Genomic DNA, 12,352 nt, shown 5'->3' with positions numbered 1-12,352 from the left:
GTTAGGGTAGTATCAATATTCATGCATTTATTTTGAATAAAAATACAGTAAGCTAGAGCGTAAGGGAACCCGATTCCCGGATGATTATAAAAACATCAACGCTCGACCACGTGGGTGAACGGCGAAACAACGCTGGTGAGCCCGGTTACCTGAGTCGAATATGACCACTCGTAAGCCAAGAAGGTGAAAGGCCACATGTTGAATACGCTGATCGTTGGTGCCAGCGGTTACGCCGGAGCGGAGCTCACGGCCTACCTGAATCGTCACCCACATATGAACATAACCGCATTAGCGGTTTCAGCGCAAAGTGCAGATGCAGGAAAATTGCTTTCTGATTTGCATCCCCAGTTAAAAGGCATCGTCGATCTGCCGTTACAACCGCTGGTTGACGTGGCCGCCGCCGCCGATGGTATCGACGTGGTGTTCCTGGCCACGGCGCACGAGGTCAGCCACGATATCGCGCCTTTGTTCCTGGCTGCGGGCTGTGTGGTGTTCGATCTGTCCGGTGCGTTCCGCGTGAAAGATGCCGGTTTCTATACCCAGTACTACGGTTTCGAGCATCAGCATCCTGAACTGCTGGATCAGGCGGTATATGGCCTGGCGGAGTGGCAGAGCGAAAAAATCAAACAGGCGCAACTGATCGCCGTACCGGGCTGCTACCCGACGGCGGCGCAGCTGGCGCTGAAACCCTTGATCGATCAACAGTTGCTGAACCCTGACCAATGGCCGGTCATCAACGCCACCAGCGGCGTCAGCGGCGCGGGCCGCAAAGCCAGCGTGACCACCAGCTTCTGTGAAGTGAGCTTGCAACCGTACGGCATCTTCAACCACCGTCATCACCCGGAAATCGTTGCGCATCTGGGGGTACCGGTCATCTTCACGCCACATTTGGGTAACTTCCCGCGTGGTATTCTTGAAACCATCACCTGCCGTTTGAAAGCCGGCGTTACCGCGCAGGACGTGGCCGCAGCTTATCACGCCGCCTATGACGACAAACCGCTGGTGCGGCTGTACGACAAAGGCGTGCCGGCATTGAAAGCGGTGGTGGGCCTGCCGTTCTGCGATATCGGCTTTGCCGTTCAGGGTGAACACCTGATCGCCGTAGCGGCAGAAGACAACCTGTTGAAAGGCGCGGCCGCTCAGGCGGTGCAATGCCTGAATATCCGTTTTGGGTTCCCGGAAACCCAGTCATTACTTTAATGAATAACCAGCGTGGGATGTAAACAGCGATGAACCCGTTAATTATCAAGTTAGGTGGCGTGTTATTAGACAGTGAAGAGGCGTTGGAGCGTTTATTCACCGCCCTGGACAGCTACCGTCAGCAGCATCAGCGCCCGCTGGTTATCGTTCACGGCGGCGGTTGCCTGGTGGATGAGCTGATGAAACAACTTTCTCTGCCGGTGGTGAAGAAAAACGGTCTGCGGGTAACTCCTGCTGACCAGATCGACATCATTACCGGCGCGCTGGCCGGTACTGCCAACAAGACCCTGCTGGCATGGGCCATCAAGCACCAGATCAATGCGGTGGGCTTGAGCCTGGCGGACGGCGGCAGCGTTTCCGTGACCCAACTCGATCCGGCGCTGGGCCATGTAGGCAACGCGCAGCCGGGTTCACCGGTGTTGCTCAATACCCTGCTGGGCGCCGGCTACCTGCCGGTGATCAGCTCTATCGGCATCACCGCCGAAGGGGAATTAATGAATGTGAACGCCGATCAGGCGGCGACGGCTCTGGCCGCCACGCTGGGTGCGGATTTGATCCTGCTGTCGGATGTCAGTGGCATTCTCGATGGGAAAGGGCAACGCATTGCAGAAATGACGGCACAAAAAGCGGAACAACTGATTGCCCAAGGCATTATCACCGATGGTATGGTGGTGAAGGTGAATGCGGCGCTCGACGCGGCCCGTACCCTTGGCCGGCCGGTGGATATCGCCAGCTGGCGCCATGCCGATCAGCTTCCAGCTCTGTTTAACGGCGTGTCGATTGGCACCCGGATCCTCGCTTAAATTTAGAATTAAAAAGGAAAAGACCATGCAAAACCAAGGCATCAAAAAAATCGTTCTGGCGTACTCTGGCGGCCTGGATACTTCGGCCATCATTCCTTGGCTGAAAGAAAACTACGGCGGCTGCGAAGTGGTAGCGTTCGTGGCGGATATCGGCCAGGAGCGCAGCGATCTGGAAGGCGTGGAGCAAAAAGCCCTGCAATCCGGTGCCTCTGAGTGTCACGTGGTTGATCTGCGTGAAGAATTCATCCGCGATTACGTTTATCCGGTTCTGCAGACCGGTGCGCTGTATGAAGGCAGCTATCTGCTGGGCACTTCAATGGCGCGCCCGATTATCGCTAAAGCGCAGGTTGAGCTGGCGTTGAAAGTCGGCGCCGATGCGCTGTGCCACGGTGCAACCGGCAAAGGCAATGACCAGGTGCGTTTCGAAACCACCTACACCGCGCTGGCTCCACATCTGAAAGTGGTTGCCCCTTGGCGGGAGTGGAACCTGCGTTCCCGTGAAGCGCTGCTGGACTACCTGAAAGAGCGTAATATCCCGACGACCGCGTCGCTGGAAAAAATCTACAGCCGTGACGAGAACGCCTGGCATATCTCTACCGAAGGCGGCGTGCTGGAAAGCCCGTGGAACGCACCGAACAAAGACTGCTGGGTCTGGACTGTCGATCCGCAGGAAGCACCGGATCAGCCTGAGCAAGTGACCATTACCGTAGAAAAAGGCCGTGTTGTGGCGGTTAACGGTGAAGCGCTGAGCCCGTACAAATGTCTGGAAACCCTGAACGTGCTGGGTGCCAAACATGGTGTGGGCCGTATCGATATCGTGGAAAACCGTCTGGTGGGCATCAAATCCCGCGGTTGCTACGAAACCCCGGGCGGCACCATCATGGTGGCGGCACTGCGCGGCGTTGAGCAACTGGTTCTGGATCGCGACAGCTTCAAATGGCGTGAGCAGTTGGGCCTGGAAATGTCCTACGTGGTGTACGACGGCCGCTGGTTTGCTCCGCTGCGTCGTTCTCTGCAGGCCTCTGCAGAAGCGCTGGCCGAAGAAGTGAACGGCGAAGTGGTGCTGCAGCTGTACAAAGGCCAGGTGACGGCGATTCAGAAGAAATCCGCCAACAGCCTGTACTCTGAAGAGTTTGCTACCTTTGGCGAAGATGAAGTTTACGATCACAGCCACGCTGGCGGCTTTATCCGCCTGTTCTCGCTCTCTTCACGCATTCGCGCGTTGAACGAGAAAAAGAACAAGTAATTTCATTATTCGGCGTGACTTATTAAGGGCGCAGCGTGCTGCGCCTTTTCGTATAAAATTCATACCCTAAATAATTCGAGTTGCAGGAAGGCGGCAAGAGCGAGAGTCTCGATGAGCTTACATCGGTAAGTGATTCGGGTGAGCGCTCGCAGCCAACACACCTGCGGCTCGAACTATGAAGGGTACAGGAGTAAAGGTATGGCACTTTGGGGCGGACGGTTCAGTCAGGCGGCAGATCAGCGGTTCAAACAGTTAAACGACTCTCTGCGCTTTGATTATCGCCTGGCGGAACAGGACATTGTTGGCTCTGTAGCCTGGTCGAAAGCGCTGGTCACCGTCAACGTGCTGACGGCAACCGAACAGCAACAGCTTGAGCAGGCTTTGAGCGTGTTGTTGGAAGAGGTGCAGGCCGACCCGCAGGCAATTGTCAGCAGCGATGCGGAAGATATTCACAGCTGGGTGGAGCAGAAACTGATCGACAAAGTCGGCGATCTGGGCAAGAAGCTGCATACCGGCCGTAGCCGTAACGATCAGGTCGCGACCGATCTGAAACTGTGGTGCAAACAGCAAATCGGCGAACTGCATCAGGCCATCGTGCAACTGCAGCAGGCGCTGGTGGAGACTGCCGAAGCCAATCAGGATGCGGTGATGCCGGGTTATACCCACTTGCAGCGCGCGCAACCGGTCACTTTCGCCCACTGGTGTTTGGCCTATGTGGAAATGCTGGCGCGTGATGAAAGCCGCCTGCAAGATACGCTCAAGCGCCTGGACGTCAGCCCGCTGGGCAGCGGCGCATTGGCCGGCACCGCTTATCCGATCGATCGTGAGCAGCTTGCCGGTTGGTTGGGTTTTGCCTCGGCCACCCGCAACAGCCTGGACAGCGTTTCCGACCGCGATCACGTGTTGGAGCTGCTGTCTAATGCTTCCATCAGCATGGTGCATCTGTCGCGCTTTGCCGAAGACCTGATCTTCTTCAACAGCGGCGAAGCGGCGTTTGTCGATCTGTCCGACCGTGTAACCTCCGGCTCGTCGTTGATGCCGCAGAAGAAAAACCCGGATGCGCTGGAACTGATCCGCGGCAAATGCGGCCGTGTACAGGGCGCATTGACCGGCATGATGATGACGCTGAAAGGCTTGCCACTGGCGTATAACAAAGACATGCAGGAAGACAAGGAAGGGTTGTTCGACGCGCTCGATACCTGGATGGATTGCCTGCAGATGGCGGCGCTGGTGCTGGACGGCATTCAGGTGAAACGACCACGCTGCAAAGAGGCGGCTGAGCAGGGCTACGCCAACTCGACCGAACTGGCGGACTATCTGGTCGCCAAAGGCGTGCCGTTCCGTGAGGCGCACCATATCGTCGGTGAAGCGGTGGTAGAAGCCATCCAACAGGGCAAGGCGCTTGAGGCGCTGACGCTGACCGAATTGCAGAAGTTCAGTGCGGTGATTGGCGACGACGTGTACCCGATTTTGGCGCTGCAATCTTGCCTGGACAAGCGTTCGGCCAAGGGCGGCGTTTCTCCTCAGCAGGTCGCCAGTGCGATCGCCGAAGCGAAACAGCGGTTGTTTTAAGTTAAGTTAGTCCGTTCATAAGGGCGCGGTTCACAGTGTGAGCCGCGCTTTTTTTATGGTGGTTTACTCGCCCGGGCAGCGCTGGCAGCGTTCCGCCTCGGCCTCACCCAGTTTGAGCTTGGCCTGCAGGTCGCGCAGTGCGGTGCGCAGGCCTTCTTCGATCACCGGGTGGTAGAACGGCATATCCAGCATCTGGTTGATGGTCATCTGCTGCTGATGTGCCCAGGCCAGCAGGTGAGCGATATGCTCAACGTCCGGCCCCATCATTTCCGCGCCCAGGAAACGCCCGGTGCCTTGCTCGCCGTAGACGTGCAAGAGGCCTTTATTACGCAGCATCACGCGAGAGCGCCCCTGATTCTCGAACGAAACCTCGCCGACGTCGAAGCAGCCGCAAGCGCTGAATTTCTCGCTCAGTTCGCGGAAGGTCGAACCGACCATGGCTATCTGCGGATCGGAGAATACGACTGAAATCGCGCTGCGGCGCAAGCCTGGGGTGATTTCCGGGAAGCTGCCGGCGTTGGCCCCGGCAATGCGGGCCTGATCGCTGGCCTCATGCAGCAGCGGCAACTGGTTGCTGGCGTCGCCGGCGATGAAAATATGCGGCACGTTGGTTTGCATGGTCAAACGATCGGCCTGCGGCACGCCTCGGGCGTCGAGTGTGAGGCGGGTGTTTTCCAGGCCCAGCTTATCGACGTTCGGCCTGCGGCCGGTGGCGGCCAGTACGTAATCCACCATGATTTCCTGTGGCTGACCCTGCAGATCCTGATAGCGGATAAACACCTTGTCGCCTTCGCGCTGCATCATCTCTACCTTCACGTCGGCATCAAGATAAAACTCTTCGCCCAGGGCTTTGGCGGCATAGCTGCGTACTGCACTGTCGGTTAATGGACCGACGGCGCCGCCAACGCCAAATACTTTGGTGTCGACCCCCAGACGGTGCAGCGCCTGACCCAGCTCCAGGCCAATGACACCCGGGCCAAACACCGCGACGGACTGCGGCAAATCGTCCCAGTTAAACACGTCGTCATTGACGATCAGCCGGTCGCCCAGTGCATTCCATGCTGCCGGCCAGCTTGGGCGGGAACCGGTGGCGATAACGATCCGTTGCGCCACGATGCGCGTGTGTTCATCGACCTGCAGGGTATTGTCGTCGATAAAGCGGGCGTAGCCGTGAATCTTGTCGGCGGCCGGGATCTCGTCGACGCCTTCCAGCACAAAGCCGACAAAGCGGTCACGCTCGCGTTTGACGCGATCCATCACTTCACGGCCGTTAACGGTGGTTTTACCGGCGGGATACACGCCAAAGCCGGGGGCGCGCTCGATTTGATGCACCGCTTCGGCGGCGGCGATCAGCAATTTGGATGGCATGCAGCCAACGCGTGCGCAGGTGGTGCCATAAGGCCCGCCTTCGATCATCACCACGCTGGGGGTAGAAAGTTTGGCAGCGCGATAGGCGCCCAGACCGGCGGTGCCGCCGCCGATAACCGCGACGTCAACATTCAACTGTTTCATATCCGCTCCTGAAAGGTAAAAAAAGGGCGGGCCGGGGCCCGCCAAAGTTCACGTTGGCTTCGTTATTATTGATTAATCAGGCTGACAGGAAATTTTCCAGGTCATCGCTGCCGCCGATGTGACGGCCGCCGATAAACACCTGAGGTACGGTGGCGCGGCCGCTGACGGCACGCAGGCTGACGGTGGTGGCGTCTTTGCCCAGCACGATTTCTTCATACTGGATACCGCGTTCTTGCAGCATCTGTTTGGCTTTGGCGCAGAACGGGCAGCCGGGCTTGGTGAACAGCGAAACCGATTCCTGCACTTTGAATTCCGGCGCCAGGTATTTCAGCATGGTGTCGGCATCAGAGACTTCAAACGGGTCGCCCGGCTTGTTGGGCTCGACGAACATTTTTTCGACCACGCCGTTGCGCACCAGCATCGAGTAACGCCATGAACGTGGACCGAAGCCCAGATCGGCTTTCTCGACCAGCATGTTCATGCCTTTGGTGAACTCTCCGTTGCCGTCCGGCACGAAGGTGATGTTTTCCGCGTGCTGATCGGCTTTCCAGGCGTTCATCACGAAGGTGTCGTTCACCGAAACGCAAAGGATGCTGTCAACGCCGTGCTGTTTGAATACGCTGGACAGCTCGTTGTAGCGTGGCAAATGGCTGGAAGAGCAGGTTGGGGTAAACGCGCCTGGCAGCGAAAACACGATGACGGTTTTATCTTTGAACAGGTCATTGGTGGTGACATCAATCCATTGGTCGCCCTGACGGGTGTGGAAAGTAACCTGAGGAACTTTTTTGCCTTCTTGGCTGGTAAACATGGATTAACCCCTTAATTAGGAAAATAATTTTTGGCTGTTAGCGCTGTATCGCTTCGTTGGGACACATTATTGACGTCGGGGCTTGATAGATCTAATCGCTCATTGCTATCTTATCTATCGCCATGAGCTATCATGGTCTGGAGGGAAAAAATGAATATTCGTGATTTAGAGTACCTGGTCGCCTTGGCCGAGCATCGGCATTTCCGCCGTGCCGCCGATTCATGCCATGTTAGCCAACCCACGCTAAGTGGGCAGATCCGCAAGCTGGAAGACGAACTGGGTGTGATGCTGCTCGAACGTACCAGCCGCAAGGTGTTATTCACCCAGGCGGGCCTGTTGCTGGTGGAGCAGGCGCGTACCGTGCTGCGCGAAGTCAAAGTCCTGAAAGAGATGGCCAGCCAACAAGGTGAAGCGATGTCAGGGCCGCTGCATATCGGCTTGATCCCGACCGTCGGGCCTTATTTGCTGCCACAGATCATTCCTACCTTGCACAAAACCTTTCCCAAGCTGGAAATGTACCTGCATGAAGCGCAGACCCATCAGTTGCTGGCGCAGCTCGACAGCGGCAAGCTGGACTGTGCCATTCTGGCGCTGGTGAAGGAAACGGAGGCCTTTATCGAAGTACCGCTATTTGATGAGCCGATGAAGCTGGCGGTGTATTCAGATCACCCTTGGGCGCAGCGCGATCGCGTAGCGATGCCGGATTTGGCGGGCGAAAAACTGCTGATGCTGGAAGATGGCCACTGCCTGCGCGATCAGGCGATGGGTTTTTGCTTCCAGGCGGGAGCGGACGAGGATACTCACTTCCGCGCGACCAGTCTGGAAACGCTGCGCAATATGGTGGCGGCAGGCAGCGGCATTACCCTGTTGCCAACGCTTGCGGTACCGCCGCAGCGTGAGCGAGACGGCGTCTGCTACCTCGACTGTTATAAACCGGAACCGAAGCGCACCATTGCGCTGGTGTACCGCCCCGGCTCCCCATTGCGCAGTCGTTATGAGCAATTGGCCGAGGCGATCCGCGAGCACATGCAGAACTACTTCAGTACCACGTTAAAACAGGCGGTTTAAGCCGTTTAGCGCTGCCACCCGGTAGGCTTCGGCCATGGTCGGATAGTTGAAGGTCGTATTAACGAAATATTCGATAGTATTGCCTTCACCTTTCTGTTCCATGATCGCCTGACCGATGTGGATGATCTCCGCCGCACGCTCGCCGAAGCAGTGGATCCCGAGGATCTGCAAGGTGTCGCGATGGAACAGGATCTTCAGGCTGCCGACGTTCATCCCGGCAATTTGCGCACGTGCCAGATGCTTGAACTGGGCGCGGCCCACTTCATACGGCACTTTCATTGCCGTCAGTTCCTGCTCGGTTTTACCGACGGAGCTGATTTCCGGAATGGTGTAGATACCGGTCGGAATGTCTTCGATCAAATGCCCGCTGGCTTCGCCGGAGGCGATCGCCTGTGCGGCGATTCGGCCCTGATCGTAAGCGGCGGATGCCAGGCTCGGATAACCAATCACGTCACCCACGGCGTAAATGTGCGACAGCGCGGTCTGGTACATGCTGTTCACTTTCAGCAGGCCGCGGCTGTCTGACTCCAGACCGACATTCTCCAGCCCGAGTGAATCGGTGTTACCGGTACGCCCGTTGGCGTACAGCAGGCAATCCGCTTTCACTTTCTTGCCGGATTTCAGGTGAACGATTACGCCGTCGTCGGTACCTTCGATCTTCTCGAACTCTTCGTTGTGACGGATCACCACGCCGTTATTCCAGAAGTGGTAAGACAGCGAGTCCGACATTTCCTGATCGAGGAACGCCAGCAGGCGATCGCGGGTGTTGATCAGATCCACCTTCACGTTCAGACCGCGGAAGATCGACGCATATTCGCAGCCGATGACTCCGGCACCGTAAATGATTACGTGGCGTGGTTCGTGGCTCAGTTCGAGAATAGAGTCGCTGTTATAAATGCGTGGATGGTTAAAATCTACGCTCGACGGGTTGTAAGGGCGCGAGCCGCAGGCGATCACGATATGATCGGCGCGGATGGTGTCCTGGGTGCCATCCATGTAGCTGACGCTGACGGTGTTGGCGTCGATAAAGCGCGCATCGCCGGCAAACAGTTTGCACTGGTTGCGTTCATAGAAACCCTGGCGCATTCGGGTTTGCTGATTAATGACGTTATCGGCGTGGCGTAAAATGTCAGGGAAGGTTGCACTGAGCGTGCGTGAATTATTGTAAAGCGGGTTCTGGTTGAATTCGATAATGCGGCTGACGGCGTGGCGGAGGGCTTTGGACGGGATGGTACCCCAATGAGTACATCCGCCGCCCACATTATTGTACCGTTCGATAACGGCCACGCGGGCGCCCTGTTTCACCAGCCCCATAGCGGCACCTTCACCACCAGGGCCCGAGCCAATTACAATGGCATCAAATTGATAGTGCTGTTGCATGTAGGAGAGACCTGTTTTTATACAAAATTACAACGGTATCTTAACATCATAGCGCTGAGCGCCCAATCACCATTAGGCTTTTTGAGGCAAAGCACAAATGGTACAGGCTGAAACTGTGACAGGACGCGTTTGTATAAATGCTGTTGCAATAAAATTTGCTATATTGCCGACTCCACGGCGTTAGACTCAATGAATGGATCTTATCTGGATATGCATATGGGCGTCAGAGCACAACAAAAAGAACGGACTCGTCGTTCCCTCATTGAGGCGGCATTCAGCCAGCTAAGCGCCGAACGCAGCTTTGCCAGCCTGAGTTTGCGCGAAGTCTCACGCGAGGCGGGCATCGCGCCAACGTCATTTTACCGCCACTTCCGTGACGTGGACGAGCTTGGGCTAACCATGGTCGATGAGAGTGGCCTGATGCTGCGCCAACTGATGCGGCAGGCGCGCCAGCGTATCGCCAAGGGCGGCAGTGTGATCCGCACTTCGGTCTCCACCTTTATGGAGTTTATCGGCAATAACCCCAACGCCTTTCGCCTGTTGTTACGTGAGCGTTCCGGTACTTCGGCCGCCTTCCGTGCGGCGGTGGCGCGTGAGATCCAACATTTTATCGCCGAACTGGCGGATTACCTCGAGCTGGAAAACCATATGCCGCGCAGCTTCACCGAAGCGCAGGCGGAAGCCATGGTAACTATCGTGTTCAGCGCCGGTGCCGAAGCGCTGGACATTGACATCGACCAACGGCGTCGGCTCGAGGAACGTTTAGTGTTGCAACTGCGGATGATTTCCAAGGGCGCTTATTACTGGTATCGCCGCGAGCAAGAAAAAGCTTCTGTGTCCCACGTATAAAGGTAGAAAATGATGGAAAAATCAGGCCGTGAGAATGGCACTTTACTGCTGGCGTTGATTGCCGGCCTTTCAATCAATGGTTCGTTTGCCGCGTTGTTCAGCTCGGTAGTGCCGTTTTCTATTTTCCCGATAATTGCTTTGGCTCTGGCGGTGTACTGCCTGCATCAACGCTATCAGCACCGCGCCATGCCGGATGGCATGCCGAAACTGGCCGCAGCCTGTTTCCTGCTGGGGGTGCTGTTATACAGTGCGATTGTGCGTGCGGAATACCCGCAGATTGGCTCTAACTTCTTGCCGGCGATTGTCGCTGTGGCGCTGGTGCTCTGGATTGGCGTGAAGCTGAAGGCGCGCAAGGCGCTGGAGGGGAATACGCAGGCGTAAAGGTTGGACAGGGGCGCAGCAACGGCGCCCCTGTCAGGTTAAACGCGCTTTTCCAACAGTACACCGCATTCCATATGATGGGTGTACGGGAACTGATCAAACAGCGCCAGACGACTGATTCGGTGAGTCTCCTGCAGCGTTTCCAGATTGGCGCACAGCGTTTCCGGGTTGCATGAGATATACAGAATACGCGGATAGGCTTGCACCATTTTTACCGTTTCATCGTCCAGCCCGCTGCGCGGCGGATCGACAAAAATGGTTTCGCAGTTATAGCTGCTCAGATCGATACCTTTCAGCCGGTTAAACTCCCGTACCCCGTTCATCGCCTGGGTGAAATCTTCCGCTGCCATACGGATAATCTGCACGTTATCGATCTGGTTGGCCGCAATATTGTACTGTGCCGCAGCGACCGAAGGTTTGGCGATTTCGGTAGCCAGAACCCGCTCGAAGTTACGCGCCAATGCCAAAGAGAAGTTACCGTTACCGCAATACAACTCCAGCAAATCGCCTTTAGAACCGGTGGTTACGTCCAGCGCCCATTCCAGCATCTGTATATTCAGCGCCGCATTCGGTTGGGTGAAGCTGTTTTCCACCTGGCGATAGATCATGTCGCGGCCAGCAACCGGCAGCACTTCGTCTACATAATCCTGATCCAGCATGATTTTCATTTTAGACGCGCGGCCAATCAGTTGCAGGTCAAAGCCTTGAGCGCGCAGATCATCACGCAGCTTTTCTGCCTGCTGCTGCCATTCGTCGTCCAGTTTGCGGTGATACAGCAGTGAGGCAATGATTTTGCCGCTGCGGGTCGACAGGTAGTCAATCTGGAAAAGCTTGCGGCGCAGAATCGGCTCCGGCTTGATGGCAACGATCAGGGCGCTCATCAGGCGGTTAATCAATTCGCTGGCGGCAGGAAACTTGTCGACGCGGATGCGCTGTTTGGTCTGCTGATCAAACATGATGTGGTACATCTCGTCTTCATCATGCCAGATGCGGAATTCGGCGCGCATGCGGTAGTGGCTTACCGGCGAGCGGAACACTTCCGGCTCGGGTGCCGTGAACGGTGACATCAGCGTTTTCAGCCGGGCAGTTTTCTCCGCCAGTTGGTCATCGTAACGTTCAATAGGCAAGTTCTCGGGCGTCATGTTTCTTCTCGTCAGGCAAAATTGATCAGCGGGGATTGTAGGGAATCAGTCCGTGAAGTCCAGTTTTGTCGTGTTTATTATTTGTAACACTGATAGCAGTCTAGACATCTATTTACATTGATCGTAGCATTGTCGTCCGGCCTCAAGCAGCGAGTGAAAAGGGAATCCGGTTCGAATCCGGAGCTGACGCGCAGCGGTAAGGGGAAGTCACGGCGATAGCGTTTTACGCAGACACTGTCCATTGCAGGATGGGAAGTCATCGCCCGGTGCTGGTAGCTCACAGGCCACCCGCAACTCCCAAGCCCGAAGACCTGCCGGTGTTACGTCGCAATGCCCGTGGCCGTCGCGAAATACCGGCCATGATCCTGCGGCATCCGCCAATTAAGTTTGG

At 56.5% G+C, this 12,352-nt stretch carries 11 protein-coding genes and 1 riboswitch; of the genes, 7 read left to right on the top strand and 4 right to left on the bottom strand.

Annotated features, from left to right (window positions below; all coding sequences use genetic code 11):
* Positions 1 to 195: 195 nt before the first annotated feature.
* From argC to argH, 4 genes are all read left to right on the top strand, one after another.
* Positions 196 to 1,200 (top strand): N-acetyl-gamma-glutamyl-phosphate reductase, encoded by a 1,005-nt coding sequence (gene argC, locus SERAS12_RS24385; RefSeq protein WP_013814986.1) that lies wholly within the window; start codon positions 196 to 198, stop codon positions 1,198 to 1,200.
* Between the two features lie 29 nt (positions 1,201 to 1,229).
* A complete protein-coding gene (argB, locus tag SERAS12_RS24380; protein WP_013814985.1) occupies positions 1,230 to 2,003 on the top strand; it encodes an acetylglutamate kinase in 774 nt (257 codons plus the stop codon).
* 25 nt (positions 2,004 to 2,028) lie between these two features.
* Positions 2,029 to 3,249 (top strand): argininosuccinate synthase, encoded by a 1,221-nt coding sequence (locus SERAS12_RS24375; protein ID WP_004953146.1) that lies wholly within the window; start codon positions 2,029 to 2,031, stop codon positions 3,247 to 3,249.
* A gap of 198 nt (positions 3,250 to 3,447) precedes the next feature.
* On the top strand, positions 3,448 to 4,821 hold the full coding sequence (gene argH, locus SERAS12_RS24370) for an argininosuccinate lyase (RefSeq protein WP_004953144.1): 1,374 nt from the start codon (positions 3,448 to 3,450) through the stop codon (positions 4,819 to 4,821).
* Positions 4,822 to 4,884: 63 nt separating this feature from the next.
* Here argH and SERAS12_RS24365 read toward each other — a convergent pair whose 3' ends face one another.
* Both SERAS12_RS24365 and SERAS12_RS24360 read right to left on the bottom strand, forming a co-directional pair.
* The gene (locus SERAS12_RS24365; RefSeq protein ID WP_013814984.1) at positions 4,885 to 6,333 is read right to left on the bottom strand and encodes a dihydrolipoyl dehydrogenase; all 1,449 of its coding nucleotides are present in this window, start codon (positions 6,331 to 6,333) and stop codon (positions 4,885 to 4,887) included.
* A gap of 76 nt (positions 6,334 to 6,409) precedes the next feature.
* Positions 6,410 to 7,141 (bottom strand): glutathione peroxidase, encoded by a 732-nt coding sequence (locus SERAS12_RS24360; protein WP_004953139.1) that lies wholly within the window; start codon positions 7,139 to 7,141, stop codon positions 6,410 to 6,412.
* Between the two features lie 150 nt (positions 7,142 to 7,291).
* Between SERAS12_RS24360 and oxyR the strand changes: the two genes are divergently transcribed.
* Complete coding sequence (oxyR, locus tag SERAS12_RS24355) at positions 7,292 to 8,209, top strand: DNA-binding transcriptional regulator OxyR (RefSeq protein ID WP_013814983.1); 918 nt, start codon at positions 7,292 to 7,294, stop codon at positions 8,207 to 8,209.
* On the opposite strand, the gene sthA is transcribed toward oxyR, so the two are convergent.
* Positions 8,192 to 9,589 carry a Si-specific NAD(P)(+) transhydrogenase gene (sthA, locus tag SERAS12_RS24350; RefSeq protein ID WP_013814982.1) on the bottom strand — a complete coding sequence of 466 codons (1,398 nt, stop codon included), beginning with the start codon at positions 9,587 to 9,589 and terminating at the stop codon, positions 8,192 to 8,194. The genes oxyR and sthA overlap by 18 nt on opposite strands.
* 216 nt (positions 9,590 to 9,805) lie before the next feature.
* On the opposite strand from sthA, the gene fabR reads away from it, so the two are divergent.
* Together fabR and SERAS12_RS24340 are read left to right on the top strand one after the other, a co-directional pair.
* Entirely contained in the window at positions 9,806 to 10,438 is a 633-nt protein-coding gene (fabR, locus tag SERAS12_RS24345; RefSeq protein WP_006317771.1) for an HTH-type transcriptional repressor FabR, read from the top strand.
* Between the two features lie 12 nt (positions 10,439 to 10,450).
* Entirely contained in the window at positions 10,451 to 10,819 is a 369-nt protein-coding gene (locus tag SERAS12_RS24340; protein ID WP_006328796.1) for a YijD family membrane protein, read from the top strand.
* 38 nt (positions 10,820 to 10,857) lie between these two features.
* Here the strand turns inward: SERAS12_RS24340 and trmA are convergent, their stop codons facing one another.
* Entirely contained in the window at positions 10,858 to 11,961 is a 1,104-nt protein-coding gene (trmA, locus tag SERAS12_RS24335; RefSeq protein ID WP_013814980.1) for a tRNA (uridine(54)-C5)-methyltransferase TrmA, read from the bottom strand.
* 120 nt (positions 11,962 to 12,081) lie between these two features.
* A riboswitch (cobalamin riboswitch) is annotated at positions 12,082 to 12,295 on the top strand.
* The last annotated feature ends 57 nt before the right edge of the window (positions 12,296 to 12,352 follow it).

The sequence above is a fragment of the Serratia sp. AS12 genome, from assembly GCF_000214195.1.
GTDB classification, from domain to species: domain Bacteria; phylum Pseudomonadota; class Gammaproteobacteria; order Enterobacterales; family Enterobacteriaceae; genus Serratia; species Serratia plymuthica.
Note: the sequence above shows the minus strand (reverse complement) of the source record. Positions and strands in the feature narration are given on the sequence as shown.